This window comes from Paenibacillus sp. 102 (genome assembly GCF_039549175.1).
Lineage (GTDB): Bacteria > Bacillota > Bacilli > Bacillales > Bacillaceae_G > Bacillus_A.
Genome location: NZ_JBCGHT010000001.1, coordinates 800,023 through 821,806 on the forward strand (window position 1 = coordinate 800,023; position 21,784 = coordinate 821,806).

The following is a 21,784-nucleotide window of genomic DNA, read 5'->3' on the forward strand; positions in this document are numbered from 1 at the left end:
ATATTTATGTAAATTATTGATTTACTTTTACCATTGATGGGCGAATCACACGGTCTTTCAGCTTATAACCTTTTTGGAATTCTTCCACAACCGCGTTTGATTCAAATTCACTGTCTTCTACTTGCATAACAGCTTGATGTTCATGCGGATCAAACTGTTTACCAACAGCTTCAATCGCTTCAACACCTTCTTTAGTCAGCGCTTCTAGCAATTGACGATATACCATTTCCATCCCTTGTAATAAGGACTTCATCTGCTCGTCGCTTGCTTCCACTTGCATCGCTCTTTCAAAGTTATCAAGAGCCGGCAAAATATCTGACACAAGACTTTGTGATCTATATTTTTCAGCCGCTTGCTTATCCAGTTGAACGCGGCGCTTATAGTTTTCAAAATCAGCTTGTAGACGTAGTGTGCGACCTTCCGTTTCCGTCAATTTCGCTTGCAATTCATCTACCTCTTTTTGTAAAAGAGCCGCTTCACTTTTTTCTTCTACCACAGTTTCTTCATTGTTTTCTACTGCAATAGTTTCATCAGCTTGCGCTTCTTTCGCTTCTTCAACTACTTGTTCGTTACGCTCTTCCACAACTTTCACCTCCTTAAAAGGCACCAGAGCTCACGCTGGGCATGAGCATCCAAGCATAGTTTTTATGTTACACACCAGCAATGATTATGTTCATCACTCGAGCGAATTTATCATTTTGATTTATACACTCCGTTTAATCCATCTGTAAATTGTCTTGTAAACAATTGTAACAGACTAATTACACGAGAGTATTGCATTCTCGTCGGACCCAAGATTGCAATTGTTCCAAGCTGTTCTTCCCCAATGGAATACGTTGCAGAAATTAAGCTACAATCTTCCATAGCAGTCGAAGAATTTTCTCGACCGATTTTCACTTGAATACCTACTTGTTTATTACGTAAAATATCGTAAAATGCGGCTTCATTATCGATCATTGTCAGCAAAGAGCGTACCTTTTGAATATCGTGAAACTCTGGCTGCGAAAGCATATTTGCCTTCCCGCCAAAGTATATTTTTTCCGGTAAAGGCACTTGAAATGTACCATCTAATATTTTTATTGCACTATCATAATTGTGGACATAACCGCGCAGAACTGTCACAATCTCTTTTAAAATTTTATTGTGTAATTCTGCCATTGGTACACCAGATAGCTTTTCATTTAAAATATTAACCATCTTTTCTAAATCTGATAAATCAACAGATTCCGGAACGGTAATCGTTTTGCTTTGTACATGCCCTGTATCCGTTACAATAATTGCGACTGCTGTTTGATGATCCAGCGGAACAATTTGTACATTTTTAAGCTTATTTGCACTCACTTTCGGCCCAAGAACTATCGCCGTATAATTTGTGAGTTCTGATAAAATTTGAGCTGATTGCTGTGCAACCTTTTCTGCCTCAAAAATTCTTTCAGCAAATAAATCTTTAATCTGTACAATCTCCTCATTGGGTAAATTCTGTGGTGCTAAAAGATGATCTACATAAAATCGATACCCTTTTTCTGAAGGAACTCGTCCAGAAGAACTGTGCGTTTTTTCAATAAATCCTAGTTCTTCTAAATCCGCCATTTCATTTCGAATGGTAGCTGAACTAAACGTAATTTCATCTTTTTTAGCCAACGTTCTTGACCCAACAGGTTGCGCCGATCCAATAAAGTCATCAATAATTGTTTGTAAAATTAAGAGCTGACGTTCCGTAAGCATCTCATCATCACCTCTGTTAGCACTCTTTATCTTCGAGTGCTAAATCTATTAATAACTTACCAAAATTGACATTGAATTGTCAACGGAAACGTCACGAAAGAAAGAAACTTTTTCATACCTACCGGACATTAAATTAATCAATTAAAAATGATTGAAACACTTCATTCCCTAATAACTTACCTTGTCTCGTCAAACAAACATAGTCATCTTTGTTCTGAAGCAATCCATGTTCTTTACCCTGTAACAACTGCTTCGCAAAGATTTCATCCATTTCTACACCAAATTTCTTCTGAAATCCTAGTTTAGAAACACCCTTTGTTTTCCGAAGTCCTAAAAATAGTTCTTCTTCCATTCTTTCCTTGCTCGTCACTTCATGAACATCTAGATAAGGAAACCCTGTCTCATCAATTTTAGAAAAATATTGTTTCAATGGACCAACATTTTGGATTCGCTCTCCATTTACATAACTGTGAGCACCAGCTCCAAAACCATAATACTGTTCATTATTCCAGTATGTGAGATTATGTTTACTTTCATAGCCTTCTTTTGAAAAATTACTAATTTCATACTGATGGTAACTATACTTCTCCATCTCATCCATTACCATTTCATACATCTTCGCCTCATGGTCTTCACCAGGAAGCCTTAATTTCCCTTTATTCATTAAATTGTAAAAGACAGTTTTTGGTTCAACAATTAAAGAATACGCAGAGAAATGTTGAACACCGAGTGTGAAGGCGATATCTAACGTTTCTTTCACATCTTCAATCGTTTGTCCTGGTAATGCATAAATTAAATCGACATTAATATTCGTAAAACCAACTTCCTGCGCTTCACGAATTGCTACAAACGCGTCTTCTCTCGTATGCTTACGTCCAATTTTCTCTAGCAATTCATCGCGAAACGTTTGCACACCAAAACTAATTCGATTCACCCCACCTTTTAACAAAAGGTTTAACTTCTCTTTCGGTAAATCTCCTGGGTTTGCTTCAAACGTTAATTCGCAGTTCGGAGCAAATGGACGTAAACGACGATTAATAATGGCAAGTAATTTTTCTGTCTGCTCCATATTTAATGCCGTCGGTGTCCCGCCCCCAACAAAAATTGTTTTCATATTTTCAAACGGTACCTTTTGCACCGTATTTATTATTTCTTTTTCTAAATACTCCAAATATTGATCGACAGGCTGACGTTCAATAAATACTTTATTAAAATCACAATAGTGACAAATATGCTGACAAAACGGAATATGAATATATGCTGCTTGTACCAAACTATACTCCTACCTTTCTAAAAAGAAACCTCCGCACTTCGGAGGCTCCTTTACTTCTGTAACGTGTTACGAATTTGTTCCATTCGCATTTTTCCCCAATCATACATCATTTCGACGATTGGTAAAAGCGTCATGCCAAGTTCCGTCATAAAGTACTCTACACGAGGAGGTACTTCTGGATATACTGTCCGGCCAATGATTCCATCTTCAGCTAATTCTTTCAATTGATTCGATAAAACTTTATGAGAAATATTAGGAAACAATCGTTGTAATTCACTAAAACGGTGTGGTCCTTCGACCCCTAAATGCCATAGAATCACAACTTTCCACTTTCCACTAAGAATAGAAAGTGTCAGTTCCTTTTCACAATTAAAATCTCCATTTTGTATTTTTTCTTGAATATCTTTTCTAATATTTTCAGACATCAATAGTCTCCTAACTCTATATCTATGGTTACTGTTGTTTCTTACATTAAAAAGCATCCTCACCATTGTAAAGGAGAGATGCAAAGATGTCTAAAAAAGTAATCCTACGTACAAAAAGAAGCCGCACAAACGGCTTCTTTTTTATTAGTTATCATCCATTTTTAATACAGCCATGAATGCTTCTTGCGGTACTTCTACAGAACCAACAGACTTCATACGTTTTTTACCTTCTTTTTGTTTATCAAGAAGTTTACGTTTACGCGAAATGTCACCACCGTAACATTTTGCAAGTACGTTTTTACGCATCGCTTTAATTGTAGAACGCGCTACAACTTTGTTTCCAATTGTCGCCTGAATTGGCACTTCGAATTGTTGTCTTGGAATTAATTCTTTTAATTTTTCTACAATTACTTTACCACGATCATAAGCTGAATCGCGATGTACAATGAATGATAGAGCATCGACTTGTTCATTATTTAATAAAATATCCATCTTCACAAGTCTAGACGGTTTGTAACCAATTAACTCGTAATCAAATGACGCATACCCTTTCGTATTAGACTTCAATTGATCAAAGAAGTCGTATACGATTTCAGAAAGTGGGATCTCATATGTTAACGTAACGCGTGTTTCATCTAAGTATTGCATATCAAGGAATGTACCACGTTTCCCTTGGCAAATTTCCATTACAGCCCCAACGTAATCATTCGGAACCATAATCGTTGCTTTTACAAACGGTTCCTCTACACGATCGATTGTTTGAGGATCTGGCATGTTAGATGGATTATCAACAATCAAATCTTCCCCATTTGTTAAATACACTTTGTAAATAACGCTTGGCGCCGTTGTAATTAAGTCAATCTTGAATTCGCGCTCAATACGTTCTTGAATAATTTCCATGTGAAGTAAACCTAAGAATCCACAGCGGAAACCGAATCCTAATGCTTGAGATGTTTCTGGCTCAAATTCAAGAGCAGAATCATTCAATTCAAGTTTTTCTAACGCATCACGTAAATCATTATAACGTGCAGAATCGATTGGATATAAACCACAGAATACCATTGGGTTTAATTTACGATAACCTGGTAACGGTTCTGCTGCTGGGCGTTTCGCATGTGTGATTGTATCACCAACGCGTGTGTCTCCCACGTTTTTAATAGATGCCGCTAAGAATCCTACATCACCTACTGTTAACTCTTCACGCTGCGTTGTTTTCGGTGTGAATACACCTACTTCTGTTACCTCAAATTCTTTACCAGTTGCCATCATACGTACTTTATCGCCAACTTTTACTGTACCGTTCACAACACGGATATACGCAATTACACCGCGGTATGGGTCATATAAAGAGTCAAAAATCATACATTGAAGTGGCCCTTCTGGGTCACCTTCTGGAGCTGGTACTTTTTCAACGATTTGTTCTAAAATGTCTTCAATCCCAATGCCAGCCTTTGCGGAAGCAAGTACAGCTTCTGACGCATCTAAACCAATTACATCTTCTACTTCTTGACGGACACGCTCTGGGTCAGCACTTGGCAAATCGATTTTATTAATAACCGGTAAAATTTCTAAATTATTATCAAGCGCTAAATACACGTTCGCTAACGTTTGCGCTTCAATGCCTTGCGCTGCATCAACAACAAGGATAGCACCTTCACAAGCCGCTAAACTACGAGATACTTCGTACGTAAAGTCGACATGTCCTGGTGTATCGATTAAATGAAGCGTATATTCTTCACCGTTTTTTGCTGTATACATTAATTGTACTGCATTTAATTTAATTGTAATACCACGCTCACGCTCTAAATCCATAGAGTCAAGTAATTGAGCTTTCATTTCGCGCTGTGTTAACGCGTTTGTTTTCTCCAAAATACGGTCTGCTAACGTTGATTTTCCGTGGTCAATGTGAGCAATGATGGAAAAGTTACGAATGTTAGACTGCCTTTTTGCTCTTTCTTCTTTATTCATCTATGTTCTCAACTCCTAATAGTCTCGCCAATATACACTAGCACTGATTATATCAATAGAGCAGCAAAGATTCAATGAAAACTCGTGCTGCTTATAAGACAAATCTTCCTCTTTTTATCTTATGCCAGCAGAGCAAATGAGACAAACCTTTTTATAACAAAAAAGTGGCTGTCTTACAAAATGATAAGACAACCTCTTTTTTATTCTCCCAATTTGTTGAAAATATCTTTTATTTTCCCAATTACTATATCTGTACTAAATTTAGTGATACTTCGAGTAAATTCCGCGATTCCCATTCCCAGTCCCTCTACAACATTAAAACTTCTGAGACTTTCTAACTGTTTTTGTTTTTCACTCGCTGAAAATGTACCTCCTAAAATTTCCGGATCCACACTCTCACTTCCAGTTCCCGTCATCTGAGCAATTTGTTCATACGTTGGCTGCCGATAGCCTTTCATGCTTTTTAAGCCATGATTAGCGATTCCTATTCCGATTAGCAGCAAAAAAAGAAACAGAACAACACAACTCATACACTGAAGCGTAAATCGACTCAACTTAGGCTGCCCCTTCTCATCAATGTGTATATGCGCCTGTATTATCTTGATCAATTTGATGATGAAGTGCGGCATTTAAACCACTCGCTATGACATTTGCCATATCTTCAATAAACGCATCTACTTCTTTTGGGGTCACCATTAAATTATGTCCAAGAGGTGCTAATACCTCATAAATTAATTTTCGCTTTTCTTCTTCTTCCAACGTACCCACTGCTCCCAAAAACATATTACGGCTTTTTTCATCCGGCATATCTTCCTCTGTTAATTTTTTCTTTTCTCCAAAAGTAAAACCAGCTGGCAATAAAGATCGAGACGGTTTATCTCCATCTCTCATTTCACGCCCAAAATGTTTTAAAATAAAGTCAATGGTATCACTCGTAATGGAAACAGCATCTACAACCGTCGGGACACCGATAGCAATCACAGGGATTCCAAGCGTCTCTTTACTCAGTTCTTTGCGTTTATTTCCTACACCAGATCCAGGGTGAATTCCCGTATCTGAAATCTGTATCGTACTATTTACTCGTTCAATAGACCTAGCAGCTAGTGCATCAATCGCAATAACAAAATCCGGTTTTGTTTTTTCAATGATACCGTAAATAACATCACTCGTTTCAATCCCTGTAATCCCCATTACTCCTGGACGAATGGCACTAACAGGACGATATCCATCTTCTATACTTTCAGGCTGTAATTTAAAAAGATGACGCGTCACAAGCACATTTTCTACAACGATTGGACCAAGCGCATCTGGTGTTACATTCCAATTACCTAATCCGACGATTAAACAGCTCGCCTCTTTTGATATTCCAATTTCTTCTAATAAATAAGAAAATTCTTTTGCAAAAATACGCTCTACTTTTTGTTGCAATTCTGTATCTTGCTGACGAATCCCTTGTACTTCAAGCGTTAAATAATTTCCAGGTTTTTTACCCATTGATTCAGAAGCAATTTCATCGATTATCACTTTCGTAATCGTAATCCCTTCTTCTTCACGCTCTTTCACAACAACACCTTGGATTCCTGTCTGTTCTTTTTGACGTTCTTGTAACATTTGATGAGCTTCTACTGCAAGGTCTGTTCTAACACTATATTTACTTAAATCTAATGGCTCTTTCATCCTATCTCCTCCGTAATTCATAGTAAATATAGTTAGATTCCCCAAAATTATATAGGGTCATTCTTTCCTTTACATGAAATTTCATTGATCTCGCTATTGCAATTCTCTTCTCTGTTTGATAGAATATCACTTGTTCTATGTAAGTATCGAGTCACTCGATCGCACCAGGGAGGTGAAAAGTATGGCAAACATCAAATCTGCTATCAAACGCGCTAAACTTAGCGAAGAGCGTCGTGCACATAACGCTTCTATCAAATCTGACATGCGTTCAGCTGTTAAAACTGTAGAAGCTTTAGTTACTAATAACGATCTTGAAAATGCTAAAGAAGCTTTCAAAACTGCTTCTAAAAAACTTGACAAAGCAGCTCGTAAAGGTCTTATCCACCAAAACGCTGCAGCTCGTCAAAAGTCTCGCTTAGCGAAACAAGTAAACGCGTAAGGCGTTTAAAAAACGATCCATTTGGATCGTTTTTTTATATACAAAAAAGTTCACGCAGTAAATGGCATGAACTTTTTTATTTTATCCAGCTATGGCAGCTAGAATCTCTGGACATTTCACACTCTCTGCCCTAGTAAAAAGCGCTTCTCGGCCGAGTGCTCCATTGGCCTGTGATTCTGAGCGAGAGCTGCCTCCGCTTTTATTTTACCCCGCTATTCGCGGGCGACCCCCATCTCAAAATTCAGCAAGAGCAAAGAGGTTAGGTAGGGATTGGTGAGAGCTAATAATCAGTGGTGGATGAAGAATCCCTCCACTGATTAAAGTTTCACTTTATCCAATATGATTTAAACGCATTAAGAAAAACTCTAAGACGAGTTTCTTATCCATTTTCCCTGTTTTCATACTATAGTCAGCTTCAGCTAACTCTAAAATAACTTTTTTCAACTCTTCAAACGAGAAAAACTTTGTTTGATTCATCGCCAACTTTACCCGGTACGGATGAACACTAATATGCGAAGCAATTTGATTTTGTCCATATCCACGTTGCTGCAATTCTTTTACTTGATACAGTAGACGAAATTGACTCACCAATAACGCTAATAATTTAATTGGCTCCTCTTGCTGCGTAAATAATCCATTTAAAATTTGCATAGCTCCAGCAATATCTTTTTTCACTACCTTTTCTGTTAACGCAAACACATTTTGTTCAACAGATTTTGGCACAAGCTCCGCCACAAGCTCTGTTGTAATTTCTCCCCCCATTCCAACATAAAGCGTTAACTTATCCATTTCCTTTGCTAACATCGTTACATTGCTTCCTACAAGCTCTAATAACAAACTAACAGCCGTTTCCTCAATATGCACATGCACTTCATCCGCACGAGCTACAACCCATTTACGAACGTCCTGTACTTGCATCGCATTGGCTTCTACCACATCTGCTGTTTTCTTTAATAATTTTGTGATTTTTTTTCGCTCATCTAGTTTTTCATAAGGAGCTATAAATACAACAATTGAAAATGGAGATGGCTCTGCAATATATCCTTCTAAAATCTTTATATTTTGTTCTAATTTTTCTTTTTGTGATGTCAAAAACAATGGAGATTTAATTAGTAATATTTTACGTTCTCCAAAAAAAGGAAGCGTACGCGCATCTTCAATTACATCTTCTAAATACACTTCTTCTAGATCATACGTTACAACGTTAAACTCACGATCTTCCTCAACTAACGCTTCCGTTGTTATAAGCTTTATTGTTTCATTTATAAAATACGCTTCCGTTCCATATATTAAATAAAGTGGTGCAAACTGTTTCTTTTTAATCTTCTTATGTATATCACTCATACTTTTTCCTACTCCCTAACTTGGCAATATATCTCTATACTAATGCGCTATCTTTTGTTTTACAAGTACAAAGGAACAGGCTTGAGCAACCCGTCCCTTTATCTATATAAAACGCCACGCAATAAGTCCCGGGATTCTTATTGGTGTGCGGTAACCATCTTACCGTTATTATTCACAACTGCTGGATAAGTATAATTGTTAACTGTTAACATGCTTGGAAATCAAATTCCCACCTTCTACTCGCATAAGATTTAGCACCAAATTCTACACATATACCCTCTATTTATCTTCATATGGAAATTGTAGATTTTTTTCTGACAATATCTTATACTAAAATGGAATGTTGGGGAGGGATTCTAAATGAATGAATTTGAGCAAAACGTTCAAAGTAAACGCAATGACGCTATTGATTCAGGGGTAGGTTTTATCGTCTCATTTGGTTTTTTCGCAACACTTTTCATTATTGCAACAATTATTAAATTTATTGGTTCTTAAAGGCTGCTGCTTGCGGCCTTCTTTTTTTACTTTACCTTTTCTGTGCTTCATCATATGTGAGTTTACTTCGAAACGTTCCCCTTTCGCCTTCAAAAACATAGAAAACAGCACCTTGCTTGTCAGTTCGCCATATTTCAATTTCAAGTTCCAACAAACGCTCTAACACTTGCTGGTGCGGATGACCATATCGATTATGTTCTCCAGCTGAAATAATTGCCTTTTTAGGCTGAATGAGGTTCAAAAAAGATGAAGTGGATGATGTCTTACTACCATGATGTCCAGCCTTTAAAATATCCGCACGTAACTCTGGGTACTGTTCTATAATTCGCCGTTCACCTTCTTCTTCTAAATCTCCCGTAAACAGCCACGTAAGTCCCCCAAATTTCGCCCAAAGTACAATAGAAGCCTCGTTATCAGCCTTTTCTTTTCCTTCTGGGGACAACACAACGAATTCCGCTCCATCTATCTTCCATCCATCTCCTTCTCCAACCACATTTGTTCGTATATGTTTTCCCTTTGCTATTTGCTTCAATTCTTTTTCCAATGCCGCATCTTCCTGCTTCCTTCCAAATACAATTTCTTCTACAGTCATAGACGATAACACTTCTTTTGCAGCCCCCATATGATCTGTATCTCCATGTGTCACAATCAACTTATCAATTTTCCGAATCCCTTCTTTTTGTAAAAACGGAAGGAGAATATCATACCCAACAGAAAACTCATGTTTTTTCTTCTGCCACGCTTCTTTTTTTACAGGGATTGTCCCCCCTGTATCAATGAGATAGATTCCCTTGTCATACGGAAGGCGAATCAAAATCGCATCCCCTTGCCCAACATCAATAAAAGTCACGCTTCCACTAGCACGGAAATAGGGTGAAACATAATGACAAATACATATAAAGAGGAACAAAACAGCAGCTATGGACAAAATACATTTTTTGATTGCTTTTTCCCACACCACAAATATACCAATAATACTAAAACTATATAAAACCACAAGGAATAAAGGTGTTTGCCCAAAAGTAAGGCGAAGAAATGGAAGGTTTTCGCAATACTGAAGAATTTCATTAGAAAACATTAAACATACTGATAATCCATGCGCCAACCATGTCGATACAAAAGGAATAAATAACATACAAAGAAAAATAATGATACTACATGGGAGCACAATACAAGATAGAAATGGGACATATATAAGATTGAGAAAAATGCTATATGGAGAAAAATAACCGAAGTGATATAACAAAATAGGAATACTAGCAAGTTGCGAAATAACAGAAAGATAGATTGTATTTTGAATCAGACTATTATTTCGCTGTAATAGACGATTTGCCGACAGCAATAGTGCCAAACTACCAACAAACGAAAATTGAAATCCAATATCAAAAACCATAAAAGGATCATATAAAAGCATGATTATAGCTGTCATACTAAGTGCATCTAAACTTGAAATACGAACAGAATGCATAAGTGCTAGCAATAACATAACACCTGTTACCGAAGCTCTTATGACAGATGGAGATGCTCCTGCTAAAAACATATAAATTGGAATACAAACAACAAGACATATTGTCGTCATTTCCCTTGTTATTCCGATTCGAAGTAACATAAAATAGCCAATTGCCATTAATAATACAATATGAGATCCAGAAATCGCTAATAGGTGGATAAGACCAAACTGTTGATAGCGTTCTTCTACTTCAAATGTCATCTGTTGCCGATCGCCAAATAACAATGCATTCATAAATGCTCCAGATTGCCCACGAAACATTTCTGTGACTTTCGACACCGCGTTTTGGCGCAATAAAAAGACCCACTGTGTAAACGTTAAAGAATTTTGCCTACAATTTAAAATCTCTTTCGCTTCAAATAAAAAATGAATCTTTTGCTTATGTAAGTAGTTACGATAGTCAAAAACATGAAAATTTCGTGCTTCTGGCGGCACTTTCATTTCTCCTTGAAATGCACAACTCATACCAGCATGCAATTTCCGCAATTGTTCTTTTTGCTCAGCTGATTGAATTTTGTACATTAATTGCAACGTATCCCCATCATTGACTTCTATTTGAAAAGAGAGTCGATCACCATTTATAAGAGGAGTAGTTTGAATCACACCTTCTGTCATTTCAAAGTTTAATCCTTTTGAAGGTTGATTTTTCCATTCAACATATGAGGTATAAAGGTAGCTACTAGCGCATGTTACTATACAAAAAACGAAGACTTGACGCGAAGTACGATATATACAAAATAAAATATAACAACCAAATATACTAACAGACAACAACCGAAACGAGGAATAGGCAATTGCAATCCCCATAACAAACGAGATTGCAACATAGCCCCATTGCCCACGCAACTCATACTCACCCCTTATAGTGGATATTCAAAAAACCCGGTAAAGATAGCTATCACATTTCTTCATCTACATGAGTATCAGACTGCTCAGCTCTCTTTACCCTTCTTTTTGAGCGCACACTTATAGCATCTCTTTTGCTTTAGCGAATACTTGTTGTAATTCATTCATTGTTAAATCATCTTTTTCTAAAGATGAAAATAGTTCTTTTAATTGTAAATTACGCTCCTGCTGCTCTAACGATGTAATATCATATTCGAGCGGAACATGTTTCACTGTTACATTTGCTTGCTCAAATAATTCTACAGCGTACGGATGATTTTTATAATCTTGTGCGTAATAAACAGCTGTAATGCCACTTTGAATAATGGCTTTACAACATTGTAAACAAGGAAAGTGCGTGACATAAATCTCTGCATCCTCTGTTTTCGCACCAAATTTTGCACATTGCAACAATGCATTCATTTCAGCATGAATTGTACGAACACAATGATTATCAATGATGTAACATCCATCATCTATACAGTGAACACCACCTTTGATTGAACCGTTATATCCACCCGCGATAATTCGCTTATCACGGACAATCGTCGCTCCTACTGCAAGCCTTGTACACGTGCTACGCAGTGACAATAGATGGCTTTGTGTCATAAAATATTGATCCCAAGAAATTCTTTCCATATCTTCACCTACTTTTTCATCTACTTGTAGTGTAGCGAAAGAAGAAAAAGTTCGTCAATCCTTACGGAATAATTATTTTATCTTTTATTTTTTCAAGGGACTTTTCCCCAATACCATCTACCTCCAATAAATCTTCTATTTTTTGAAATGCTCCATGCTCTTCTCGATATTTCATAATATTTTCTGCTTTTCGAGGTCCAATTCCCGTTATTTTTTCAAGTTGCTCTTTTGATGCAACATTAATTTGAATTTTCCCCTCCTGCCCTGAAGGTAGATTGGCTCCCTGAACTTGCTCTCCTTTTTTTGGGATATAGAGCAGCATTTGATCTTGCATGAGCTGTGCTAAGTTCACTTTTGCGCTATCCGCTTCAGGCAAGAAGCCACCCGCTTTTTCAACCCCATCTTTTACGCGAGCTCCCACCCCCATCTCATATACACCTTCACGATGCACAGCACCTTTTATATCAATCATAATTATTTTTTTCTGCTCTTTTAATTCTTTTAATTCCAATTTACTTTTTCCCTCTTCACTCTTCACATTTGAGTTCACCTTCACGGTTGGTTGCTCAGCTTGCTGCTTTGTCTGCCATATAAAGAGTATAAATACAACTCCAACAGCCCCTAATAAAGCGAGCCACTTCTTTTGAAAATTCTGCATGATTTTACTACCTCCAATTCATAAATTCACAACATAGTTCATATTGTTTAGGAGAAAGATGTTACGAAGGAGGGATGAAACATTGAACATAGGAATTATAGGGACAGGAAACATGGGGAATATACTAATCAATGCATTTTTAGAAACCCGTGCTGTCAAACCTTCGTGCCTTACTATTATTAATCGTACGCCTGCCAAAGCATATCATATAAAAGAGAAGTATCCTTCTGTTCATATAGCAAGGACAGTGCAAGAGGTAATTGGGCGCTCTCAGCTTATTTTTATTTGTGTTAAACCGTTAGACATCTATCCGATTTTAAAAAAACATGCTGACCACTTTACTGATGAAAAATGTTTAATTTCTATTACGAGCCCCATATCAGCGTCTCAATTAGAAAAGGTTGTATCTTGTCACGTCGCACGTATTATTCCAAGTATCACAAACCGGGCATTCTCTGGTGCTTCACTATTTACATTCGGAAAAAACTGTTCGAAAGAATGGGAACAAAAGTTACTTCGTTTATTTAAAAACATCTCTACACCTATTGTGATCAGGGACGATATTACACGAGTTTCATCTGACATTGCAAGCTGCGGACCTGCATTCTTCAGCTACTTACTGCAATGTTTCATCGATGCTGCTGTAGACAAAACAAATATTACTCATGAAGAAGCAACTACTTTAGCAAGTGAAATGATTATTGGGATGGGGAAATTACTAGAAAAAGAAATTTTCACATTACCAACTCTACAAGAAAAAGTATGTGTAAAAGGCGGTGTTACAGGAGAAGGCATTCGGATTTTAGAGGATCACATTGGAGATATGTTCCATAAATTATTCGAGCGGACACATGAGAAGTATGATGAAGATTTAGAAGGCGTTGAACAACAATTTAATAAGCACACGTAAATAATACGTCATAATGATACAAAATCCTCTTAAAACTCCTTATCTTTTTTTCATCCTATTTTTTATCAAACCCTTATTTTTATATTTTATAGGTATTACTTTTCTACTTTTCTATAAATAAAATACTGTATTCTAAACAAAACAAAAGCAACCTAATCGGTTGCTTTTGTTTTTAACCATTCTTTTTCGCCATAAAAAAGATACGTTCCGTTTGTTCAGTTACTTCCATTCGTTCAAAATCACCCGTTACACGAAGCACTGTAAAACCAGCTTCTTCAAGCCATTTTGTTAACAATTCAACTGAATAGGCACGTTGCATATGACATTCATCAAAGCGATGATATACACCTTCCTCTGGATCCTGTACAAAGAATGACAAGTCATGTTCTACACTATCTGATTCTTCACCAGGGAAGCAGTTCCAAATGAGAGCTATCTCTTCTCCATTAACTGTGTATGTTTCATTTTGAAATACATGATGAATTTTATATAAAGTGTGTACATCAAATAAGAACAGACCACCTTGACGCAAATGATGAAATACTCGTCTGAATGTCTCTTGTATTCCCTCTTCTTGCAATACATAATTTAATGAATCACAAAAAATTGTCACACAATCAAATTCACCTGGAACATCCAGTTCTCTCATATCTTGTTGATAAAAAGGAATAAAATACCCTTCTCCTCCAAGTTTTTGCTGGGCAACTGTTAACATTTCTTCTGAAAGATCGACACCAATCATGTCATAACCTTTTTGCACAAGCGGAAGTGTTACATTCCCAGTCCCGCACGCTACATCAAGAATCTTCGCCTCTTTCATATCTGCCTGCTGTAAGCTTTCCTCTGTGAATTCTACCCATTTATCATATGGGACATCATTCATGAGTTCATCATACAAAAATGCAAATTGCTCATATCTCATTGACTTAACTCTTCTGTAATATCTTCACGTGGCACATCGCCCCATAAACGCTCTAAATTATAATGATCACGCTCATCTTTATGGAATACATGTGCAACTACATCGCCAAGGTCCACTAGAACCCAGCGCGCTTCATCGAAACCTTCCATACGTTGTACATCAATTTGGAATTCATGTGCCTTCGATTTAATTTCACGTGCAATTGCTTGTACTTGTTTATCAGAATTCCCGTGACAAATAATAAAATAATCTGCAATTGGTGAAATACCTTGCATGTTTAATACAACCATATCTTCTGCTCTCTTATCATCAGCTGCTTTTGCTGCTAATACTAATAATTCTTTATCTTTCATTCAGTAATTTCCTCCTTCAAGACTGCATTGTATGTTTGAAATGTTAATGGGTAAATCGTTTGATTCTTTTCCATTAAAAATTGAATGGTACGTTTTAATGCGAATAATAAAGCTTTATTTATATCTTCCCGTGCTAATTTCCGCGCTTCTTCCACACCTGGAAATTTGCGGCCAGGTTCAATATAGTCTGCCACATAAATAACTTTATCAAGCATTGTCATCTCTTCATGACCGCTTGTATGATATGTAATAGCTTGCAGGATTTCTGAATCCGTAAGGCCGACTTCTTTTTCTACTAAGTATGCCCCGACTGGCGCATGCCATAACTCTTTGTTGTAGTGAAGTAAATCTTTCGGCAGTTCTTCCTGCTTAATAATATCTTCCATTTCTTGAATCGGTCTACATTTTGCATAATCATGAAATATAGCAGCCGTTTCTGCTTTCTTCTCATCCACGCCATATAGCTTAGCAAGTTCAATTGCTGTTTCCATCACACCAATTGTATGTATATAACGCTTTTCATGCATTTGTTGTTTTACAATCTCAAGTGCTTTCTCACGATTCATACAACCCATTCCTCTCGATATATACCTGTACTTGCTCTGGAAGCAAATATTTGCACGTTTTCTTCTCCTTATATCTCTCTCGTAGTAAGGAAGAAGAAACAGCAAATTCCGGAATCTCTACTGTGACGATTTCATAAGGCGTATTTAGTGTGTACCCCGGTCTTGCAACCCCAACAAAAGTTACAAGCTGAAGTAATTTCTCGATGTTATACCATTTCGGTAAATACTCCACCATATCTCCGCCAATAATAAAATGAAACTGTGCGTCCGGATACTTCTTTGTCAATTGTAACATAGTGTCATATGTATAGGATGGACCTTTTCTTTTTAGCTCTTCTAAACAAACCGAGAAATAATCCTCTTTCCCGATTGCTAACTCTAACATATTCAATCGATTGTCCACACTTGTAATATTGCGATCCTGTTTATGAGGTGGAATTTGATTCGGCAAAAACCATACTTCATCAAGCGCAAGTGCATCATACACCTCATTTGCAATCAACAAATGTCCATAATGAGGTGGATCAAATGTACCGCCAATGATTCCGATCTTTTTCAAGCGAAATGCCCCCTTTAGTTCACAAGCAGTAATCTTTCCGAAACAACATGAGGAGAGATTACTGCCCGTAAAAGTTCAATTGGTCTAAACCCTATTAGCAAGAACGAGTCCCGAACATAGCGGGCATAAACTATGGAAACGACCTATACCACCCTGAGCACAGTAAATTACTATTGTGGAAGTTTGATTTGTTTATTTTCTCTTGATTCTTTATATAAAACAATTGTGCTTCCAATTACTTGGACGATTTCTGCTCTTGCACCTTTAGCCAATTCTTCTGCAACCTCACGACGATCAAATTCACAGTTTTGGAGCACGCTCACTTTAAATAACTCGCGAGCCTCTAATGCATCTGCAATTTGCTTTACCATATTTTCATTTACGCCGCCTTTTCCAACTTGAAAAATCGGTGTTAAGTGATGTGCTTTTGCACGTAAAAATCTTTTTTGTTTTCCTGTTAACATATAGTTAGCCTCCAAGCTTTCTCATTACTAATTGTTTCATTCTATCGATATTCGGCATACGCCCTGTCCACATTTCAAATGCAAGCGCTCCTTGATAAACAAACATATCTATTCCATTTTGCACGATTGCTCCTTTCGCTTTTGCATCTTGCAGAAGCTTCGTCTCAAATGGATTATAAATAATATCCGAAACAATCGCTCCTTGTTTCAAGGATTGAATTTGCAGTGGTGTATTTTGGATACGTGGATGCATACCTATCGTTGTCGTATGAATGATAATATCATAATTTTTTTGTTCTTCTGTTGCTTGCTCTAATGAAAGAGCATGTGATGTAACCTTCGCTTGACATCCAGTGATAAGCTGAGTTGCCTTTTCCACTGTTCGATTGGCAATATCAATTTCTTTTACTCCTGCGTCTGCAAGCGAAAAATAGATAGCGCGGCTCGCTCCGCCTGCACCAAGTAATAAAATACGCTTTTGATAAAGTGGCTCTTTACTAATCGATTGTAAGGAACGAACGTAACCAATTCCGTCTGTATTATAACCAATTAGTTTTCCATCTCTATGAACGACCGTATTCACAGCACCAATTTGTTTTGCTAACGGATCGGTTTCATCCAAGTATTTCATAATTGAAACTTTGTGCGGAGTCGTGACATTAAATCCCGATACTCCTAATGCCTTTAACCCTTTCACCGCTTCCCCAAGCGCCCTTTCTTCTACAAAAAACGCATGATAATGAGCGTCTATACTACAATGCTGAAATGCATCGTTATGCATAAGCGGTGACAATGAATGTCCGATTGGATTTCCGATTACACCATATAATTGTTTCATAAATCCCTCTCCATATTAAATTAAAGATTTACGTAATGAAACACTAACTCCTTTTGGTACATGAGCCACAATCTTTGCCCCAGACTCATTTACAGTAACCCATCCTAAACCTGAGAATACAACATCTGTTTTTGGCTCACGAATATTAAATTCGTATTTCACAAATCCAGGCATATTTTCTAGTTCTTCCGGGGTTGGTGGATTTAATAATTCCCCTGCATGTTTTTCATACAATTCATCTGCTTTTTCAAGCTTTGTACGATGAAGTGTTAAGCGGTTTGAGAAATGACAAGTGAACGCACGACGCCCACCACTCACATAATCAAAACGGGCTAATCCACCGAAAAACAACGTTTGTTCTTCGTTTAATTGGAATACCATCGGCTTGATTTCTTTCGTAGGTGTAATAAGCTTTAAACTTTGCTTCCCAACGTAATGCGCCATTTGATGGTGATTAATAATACCTGGTGTATCATATAAAGAAGATGTTTCATCTAATGGAATATCAATTAAATCAAGTGTTGTTCCTGGGAAATGAGATGTTGTAATCACATTCTCAGTTTCTTCACTAAATTCTTTAATCATGCGATTAATAAATGTAGATTTTCCAACATTCGTACATCCAACAACATATACATCTTTACCATCGCGATACTGTTCAATCGCCTCAGCAAGTTCACGGATTCCTTGTCCTTTTGCTGCACTAATTAAAAAGATGTCTTCTGGTTTTAATCCAAGTTGCTTTGCGCTATAACGCATCCAATGTTTTACTTTATCATGCTTTACTGACTTTGGAATTAAATCTGATTTATTTCCAACAAGCAATACTTTGTTATTCCCTACAAAACGATGCAAACCTGGCAACCAGCTACCATTGAAATCAAAAATATCTACAATTTTGACCACAAGTGCATCTGATTGTCCAATCCCATTTAAAATACGCAGGAAATCATCATCTGTTAAAGACACATCTTGAATTTCATTATAATTCTTTAAACGGAAACAACGTTGACAAATTACTTGTTCTTTCTCTAAAGATGAAACTGGTGCATACCCAACCTCATTTTTATTTTCTGTTTGAATTTCTACACCGCAACCAATACATTTAATTGTTTCAGTCAAACTTTATTCCTCCCAGTTAATTAAACCTTTTTTCTTCATATTTCTCATAATTTTCCGTTCAATCTTTCGATTAAAACGTGTTACCAATCCATCTGTTTGCGCCACTGGTACGACTAAAATTGTATATAAGCCAACGCGATTTCCGCCCAGTACATCGGTTAACAATTGGTCTCCAATAACAACCACTTCATCTGCTGCTAAATTCATTTTTTGTATCGCATGCTTAAAAGCACGAACAAATGGTTTACGTGCACTATGGATAAACGGAATGCCTAGTGGATCTGCAAAATCCTTTACACGTTGCTCATTATTATTCGAAACGACCGTTACTTGAATGCCTTGCTCTTTCATTTTCAAAAACCATTGCTCTAATTTAGGCGTTGCATTCGGACGATCCCATTCAATTAAAGTATTATCTAAGTCAGTAATAATTCCTTTAATCCCGCGCTTCTTTAAATCTTCTGGTTGAACATGATATACGTTTTTTACGTATTCATTTGGTAAAAACAATTTCAATTTCTTTCACCTCTTTGAGGAGTTTTCATAAAATTTTTCGACAACATTTTTCGATAGCTCACTTGTGGATAACATTGTACACATTTTCCACATTTAATTATCAGTTAATTCTTAATTTATCAACAATTAACACACATCTTATCCACGGCTATATGTGGATAACCAGCCGTTTGTGACTATCATATTTTTTTGATACAGTAGATGCAACAAAGAACCTATCCTTATTACCGGAGGTGACTCACCTTGAAAACGAAACATATGGAACAGTTATCTACTGAGTTACTCACTGAGTCTTATTATAAAGCAAAAGAACTAAAATTAAATCCTGACTTCATTTTACTTATAAAACAAGAAATCATTCGACGATCATTAGAGGACAAGCTTGTCAAATCGTCTTGAGTATATAGATTACTGCTTCACCTGTAAAAAGAGCCATCTTCAAGATGGCTCTTTAGTAAAATGAAACTTTCCTCCATAGGAACTTTTCACCTAGCACATAAGCTCATCTAACTTCTTAGTGCCCTCTCAATTTTGTAATAAAACTTTTATTGTCCACTGCCATTAAGATAAGCGAGTTGCAATTTTTTCACCAAGACGAAGTTCTTGACCACTCATTAACGTTGAAACAACTTCAACCATTTCTTTTTCAAACAGTAAAACGACTGTTGAACCAAATGTAAAGTATGCCATTTCTTCACCTTTTTGAACAGTATTTCTTTCATGGAGAAGCTCAATACTATTTACAAACATAGCTCCTACTTTTACAAGTGCCATATGTTGTCCCTCACTATCAACCTCTGTGATAGAACGATAATTCTTTGATAACGGCTCTTTTCCATATTTCATCCCTGCTGCGTTTACTGGGTACGATTTTCTTCCAAGTACAAACCGCTCTGTCACAGTGCCTGAGAGCGGACTATGAATACGATGATAATGACTTGGACTTAAATAAATAACCATATATGTACCGCCGGCATAGCGCTTTGCTCGCTCTTCATTACCTAGCATATCCACGATCGAATAACGCTTGCCTTTAATATCAAATGTTTTCGTTTCTTCAATAGGGCCGTGCTCTGCAAATACCCCATCAACTGGACTAACAATACTTGATGCCACTGCATCTATTTCTCGCTTTCCTTCTTTCAACTTACGTGTAAATAGTTCATGCAGCGTCCGGTACTCCTTTAAATCCTTTTCCATCTCATCCTGATTCAGTTGAAACACTTTGGCGTAAGACGAAAGAATAATGGAACTTAAGCGAGACTGTGCAAATTTACGCAGTATATAAGAAGTAAAACGCCCGTTTGTAAGTTCGATCATGAGTCGATATAATGTACGTCGCAAACCGCGAAACCTCCTAATAAGTCTTAATGTAACAATTAAGTTTATCTTTCCCTTCTTTTCTTTCTATATCATACAGTAAAATTCTTGAAAATGGTTTTTTATGTTCAATTATTATAAAGCCAATCCATTATGTATAAAGAAAGAATAGGTACTATTGTATTCTTAAATTCGTTAGCACCTCCTAATATTACAGATAGAACTCGTCATTTTCAACAGTGAACGATATATTTCTTCTTAGAGTTTCTTGTTTTATTCCCTTTTCGTCAAACGAAAAAACGGCTACACTCGAACTGCAGCCGTCTCACGCACCTTTATGCTTTCCCCTTCTTTTCCTTCTCTGCTCGAACAAATTCATGAAACATTTTCATCAGTGCCCGCTTCTCAATCCGTGACACGTAACTTCTTGAAATCCCTAGTGCTTTCGCAATTTCTCGCTGTGTTTTTTCCTTATCAAGGCCAAGTCCAAACCTTTTTACAATGACTTCTTTCTCTCGTTCATCTAAAATATCGATATACTCCTTAATTTTTTCTAATTCCATGCTGAGCTGAATCATATCAATGACATCTTCAGATTCAGATTTTAGGATATCTATCAATGATATTTCGTTCCCTTCCTTGTCCTGTCCAATCGGGTCATGAAGTGACACATCTTTTTTCGTTTTCTTCAGTACACGCAAATGCATTAAAATTTCATTTTCAATACAACGAGCTGCATATGTCGCTAGCTTCGTCCCTTTCCCTGCTGAATAACTCTCGATCGCTTTAATGAGCCCAATCGTTCCGATAGAAATTAAATCTTCTGCATCTTCACCTGTGTTTTCAAATTTCTTAACAATATGAGCCACAAGTCGTAAATTATGTTCAATTAAAAGATTTCTCGCGTGAGCATCACCTTGCTCCATCAGCTCTAAGTACTTTTTTTCATCATCTGATGACAATGGCTGTGGAAATGCATTGTTTTTAACATAAGAAACAAATACAAACACTTCACGAATCATGTATCCAATTGCGGCGAATAGACTCAACCCCTTCACCTCCGCCAAAATAGTGGTCTTTACTATATGTATGTGGGCGGGTGGTTGTTTGTGTCTGTACCCATTTGAGAATAGCGATGCATAAAAAAATTCTTGTGGCATAACCACAAGAATTTCT

General features: G+C 36.9%; 25 protein-coding genes. 4 read left to right on the forward strand and 21 right to left on the reverse strand.

The window, feature by feature from the left end; translation table 11 throughout:
• Nucleotides 1-13 precede the first annotated feature (13 nt).
• The 7 genes from grpE to gpr form a co-directional block, all read right to left on the reverse strand.
• Nucleotides 14-583, reverse strand: coding sequence for a nucleotide exchange factor GrpE (gene grpE, locus AAIE21_RS04270; protein ID WP_343265604.1), 570 nt, complete (start codon nt 581-583; stop codon nt 14-16).
• Between the two features lie 110 nt (nt 584-693).
• Nucleotides 694-1,725 (reverse strand): heat-inducible transcriptional repressor HrcA, encoded by a 1,032-nt coding sequence (gene hrcA, locus AAIE21_RS04275; protein ID WP_343265605.1) that lies wholly within the window; start codon nt 1,723-1,725, stop codon nt 694-696.
• A 133-nt stretch (nt 1,726-1,858) separates the two neighbouring features.
• Nucleotides 1,859-2,998, reverse strand: a complete 1,140-nt coding sequence (gene hemW / locus AAIE21_RS04280; protein ID WP_343265606.1) for a radical SAM family heme chaperone HemW — start codon at nt 2,996-2,998, stop codon at nt 1,859-1,861.
• Between the two features lie 50 nt (nt 2,999-3,048).
• Nucleotides 3,049-3,423, reverse strand: a complete 375-nt coding sequence (locus tag AAIE21_RS04285; protein WP_343265607.1) for a winged helix-turn-helix transcriptional regulator — start codon at nt 3,421-3,423, stop codon at nt 3,049-3,051.
• 144 nt (nt 3,424-3,567) lie between these two features.
• Entirely contained in the window at nt 3,568-5,391 is a 1,824-nt protein-coding gene (gene lepA / locus AAIE21_RS04290) for an elongation factor 4 (protein WP_343265608.1), read from the reverse strand.
• A 200-nt stretch (nt 5,392-5,591) separates the two neighbouring features.
• Nucleotides 5,592-5,945 (reverse strand): DUF3679 domain-containing protein, encoded by a 354-nt coding sequence (locus AAIE21_RS04295; protein WP_481858652.1) that lies wholly within the window; start codon nt 5,943-5,945, stop codon nt 5,592-5,594.
• Nucleotides 5,946-5,964: 19 nt separating this feature from the next.
• The gene (gpr, locus tag AAIE21_RS04300) at nt 5,965-7,068 is read right to left on the reverse strand and encodes a GPR endopeptidase (protein ID WP_343265609.1); all 1,104 of its coding nucleotides are present in this window, start codon (nt 7,066-7,068) and stop codon (nt 5,965-5,967) included.
• 181 nt (nt 7,069-7,249) lie between these two features.
• On the opposite strand from gpr, the gene rpsT reads away from it, so the two are divergent.
• Nucleotides 7,250-7,507 (forward strand): 30S ribosomal protein S20, encoded by a 258-nt coding sequence (gene rpsT / locus AAIE21_RS04305; RefSeq protein WP_001274011.1) that lies wholly within the window; start codon nt 7,250-7,252, stop codon nt 7,505-7,507.
• A gap of 330 nt (nt 7,508-7,837) precedes the next feature.
• Here rpsT and holA read toward each other — a convergent pair whose 3' ends face one another.
• Nucleotides 7,838-8,851, reverse strand: coding sequence for a DNA polymerase III subunit delta (gene holA, locus AAIE21_RS04310; RefSeq protein WP_343265610.1), 1,014 nt, complete (start codon nt 8,849-8,851; stop codon nt 7,838-7,840).
• A 360-nt stretch (nt 8,852-9,211) separates the two neighbouring features.
• On the opposite strand from holA, the gene AAIE21_RS04315 reads away from it, so the two are divergent.
• A complete protein-coding gene (locus AAIE21_RS04315; protein ID WP_001001652.1) occupies nt 9,212-9,346 on the forward strand; it encodes a YqzM family protein in 135 nt (44 codons plus the stop codon).
• A 31-nt stretch (nt 9,347-9,377) separates the two neighbouring features.
• Here the strand turns inward: AAIE21_RS04315 and AAIE21_RS04320 are convergent, their stop codons facing one another.
• From AAIE21_RS04320 to AAIE21_RS04330, 3 genes are all read right to left on the reverse strand, one after another.
• Nucleotides 9,378-11,702, reverse strand: coding sequence for a DNA internalization-related competence protein ComEC/Rec2 (locus AAIE21_RS04320; RefSeq protein ID WP_343265611.1), 2,325 nt, complete (start codon nt 11,700-11,702; stop codon nt 9,378-9,380).
• Nucleotides 11,703-11,822: 120 nt separating this feature from the next.
• Nucleotides 11,823-12,380 carry a ComE operon protein 2 gene (locus AAIE21_RS04325; RefSeq protein WP_343265612.1) on the reverse strand — a complete coding sequence of 186 codons (558 nt, stop codon included), beginning with the start codon at nt 12,378-12,380 and terminating at the stop codon, nt 11,823-11,825.
• 61 nt (nt 12,381-12,441) lie between these two features.
• Nucleotides 12,442-13,041, reverse strand: coding sequence for a helix-hairpin-helix domain-containing protein (locus AAIE21_RS04330; RefSeq protein ID WP_481858659.1), 600 nt, complete (start codon nt 13,039-13,041; stop codon nt 12,442-12,444).
• A gap of 79 nt (nt 13,042-13,120) precedes the next feature.
• Here AAIE21_RS04330 and comER point away from each other — a divergent pair, with 79 nt between their 5' ends.
• Complete coding sequence (comER, locus tag AAIE21_RS04335; RefSeq protein WP_343265614.1) at nt 13,121-13,948, forward strand: late competence protein ComER; 828 nt, start codon at nt 13,121-13,123, stop codon at nt 13,946-13,948.
• Nucleotides 13,949-14,120: 172 nt separating this feature from the next.
• Here comER and AAIE21_RS04340 read toward each other — a convergent pair whose 3' ends face one another.
• The 8 genes from AAIE21_RS04340 to AAIE21_RS04375 all read right to left on the reverse strand — a co-directional run bounded on the left by AAIE21_RS04340 (nt 14,121) and on the right by AAIE21_RS04375 (nt 19,288).
• Nucleotides 14,121-14,870 (reverse strand): class I SAM-dependent DNA methyltransferase, encoded by a 750-nt coding sequence (locus AAIE21_RS04340; RefSeq protein WP_343265615.1) that lies wholly within the window; start codon nt 14,868-14,870, stop codon nt 14,121-14,123.
• Complete coding sequence (gene rsfS, locus AAIE21_RS04345; RefSeq protein ID WP_343265616.1) at nt 14,867-15,223, reverse strand: ribosome silencing factor; 357 nt, start codon at nt 15,221-15,223, stop codon at nt 14,867-14,869. Before rsfS ends, AAIE21_RS04340 begins: the two co-directional genes overlap by 4 nt.
• A complete protein-coding gene (gene yqeK, locus AAIE21_RS04350) occupies nt 15,220-15,789 on the reverse strand; it encodes a bis(5'-nucleosyl)-tetraphosphatase (symmetrical) YqeK (RefSeq protein ID WP_343265617.1) in 570 nt (189 codons plus the stop codon). The genes rsfS and yqeK overlap by 4 nt, the downstream gene beginning before the upstream one ends.
• On the reverse strand, nt 15,779-16,348 hold the full coding sequence (locus AAIE21_RS04355) for a nicotinate-nucleotide adenylyltransferase (RefSeq protein ID WP_343265618.1): 570 nt from the start codon (nt 16,346-16,348) through the stop codon (nt 15,779-15,781). Before AAIE21_RS04355 ends, yqeK begins: the two co-directional genes overlap by 11 nt.
• Nucleotides 16,349-16,518: 170 nt before the next feature.
• Complete coding sequence (gene yhbY / locus AAIE21_RS04360; RefSeq protein WP_000955222.1) at nt 16,519-16,812, reverse strand: ribosome assembly RNA-binding protein YhbY; 294 nt, start codon at nt 16,810-16,812, stop codon at nt 16,519-16,521.
• A gap of 4 nt (nt 16,813-16,816) precedes the next feature.
• The gene (gene aroE / locus AAIE21_RS04365; protein ID WP_343265619.1) at nt 16,817-17,650 is read right to left on the reverse strand and encodes a shikimate dehydrogenase; all 834 of its coding nucleotides are present in this window, start codon (nt 17,648-17,650) and stop codon (nt 16,817-16,819) included.
• A 15-nt stretch (nt 17,651-17,665) separates the two neighbouring features.
• Nucleotides 17,666-18,772 (reverse strand): ribosome biogenesis GTPase YqeH, encoded by a 1,107-nt coding sequence (gene yqeH / locus AAIE21_RS04370; RefSeq protein ID WP_343265620.1) that lies wholly within the window; start codon nt 18,770-18,772, stop codon nt 17,666-17,668.
• Nucleotides 18,773-18,775: 3 nt separating this feature from the next.
• Nucleotides 18,776-19,288: a YqeG family HAD IIIA-type phosphatase gene (locus AAIE21_RS04375; protein ID WP_343265621.1), complete on the reverse strand. Its 513-nt coding sequence runs from the start codon at nt 19,286-19,288 to the stop codon at nt 18,776-18,778.
• A gap of 243 nt (nt 19,289-19,531) precedes the next feature.
• Here AAIE21_RS04375 and sda point away from each other — a divergent pair, with 243 nt between their 5' ends.
• A complete protein-coding gene (sda, locus tag AAIE21_RS04380) occupies nt 19,532-19,687 on the forward strand; it encodes a sporulation histidine kinase inhibitor Sda (protein ID WP_000850094.1) in 156 nt (51 codons plus the stop codon).
• Between the two features lie 162 nt (nt 19,688-19,849).
• Here the strand turns inward: sda and AAIE21_RS04385 are convergent, their stop codons facing one another.
• Together AAIE21_RS04385 and sigK are read right to left on the reverse strand one after the other, a co-directional pair.
• Entirely contained in the window at nt 19,850-20,632 is a 783-nt protein-coding gene (locus tag AAIE21_RS04385; protein ID WP_343265622.1) for a phosphatidylserine decarboxylase, read from the reverse strand.
• Between the two features lie 311 nt (nt 20,633-20,943).
• Nucleotides 20,944-21,657 (reverse strand): RNA polymerase sporulation sigma factor SigK, encoded by a 714-nt coding sequence (gene sigK / locus AAIE21_RS04390; RefSeq protein ID WP_017150745.1) that lies wholly within the window; start codon nt 21,655-21,657, stop codon nt 20,944-20,946.
• Between the last annotated feature and the right edge of the window lie 127 nt (nt 21,658-21,784).

Bases quoted from the DNA above. Each gene is read 5' to 3' on its own strand.
- hrcA (WP_343265605.1), bottom strand. From the start codon at position 1,725: ATGCTTACGGAACGTCAGCTCTTAATTTTACAAACAATTATTGATGAC.
- AAIE21_RS04285 (WP_343265607.1), bottom strand. From the start codon at position 3,423: ATGTCTGAAAATATTAGAAAAGATATTCAAGAAAAAATACAAAATGGA.
- lepA (WP_343265608.1), bottom strand. From the start codon at position 5,391: ATGAATAAAGAAGAAAGAGCAAAAAGGCAGTCTAACATTCGTAACTTT.
- gpr (WP_343265609.1), bottom strand. From the start codon at position 7,068: ATGAAAGAGCCATTAGATTTAAGTAAATATAGTGTTAGAACAGACCTT.
- rpsT (WP_001274011.1), top strand. From the start codon at position 7,250: ATGGCAAACATCAAATCTGCTATCAAACGCGCTAAACTTAGCGAAGAG.
- holA (WP_343265610.1), bottom strand. From the start codon at position 8,851: ATGAGTGATATACATAAGAAGATTAAAAAGAAACAGTTTGCACCACTT.
- AAIE21_RS04315 (WP_001001652.1), top strand. From the start codon at position 9,212: ATGAATGAATTTGAGCAAAACGTTCAAAGTAAACGCAATGACGCTATT.
- AAIE21_RS04325 (WP_343265612.1), bottom strand. From the start codon at position 12,380: ATGGAAAGAATTTCTTGGGATCAATATTTTATGACACAAAGCCATCTA.
- AAIE21_RS04340 (WP_343265615.1), bottom strand. From the start codon at position 14,870: ATGAGATATGAGCAATTTGCATTTTTGTATGATGAACTCATGAATGAT.
- rsfS (WP_343265616.1), bottom strand. From the start codon at position 15,223: ATGAAAGATAAAGAATTATTAGTATTAGCAGCAAAAGCAGCTGATGAT.
- yqeK (WP_343265617.1), bottom strand. From the start codon at position 15,789: ATGAATCGTGAGAAAGCACTTGAGATTGTAAAACAACAAATGCATGAA.
- yhbY (WP_000955222.1), bottom strand. From the start codon at position 16,812: ATGTTAACAGGAAAACAAAAAAGATTTTTACGTGCAAAAGCACATCAC.
- aroE (WP_343265619.1), bottom strand. From the start codon at position 17,650: ATGAAACAATTATATGGTGTAATCGGAAATCCAATCGGACATTCATTG.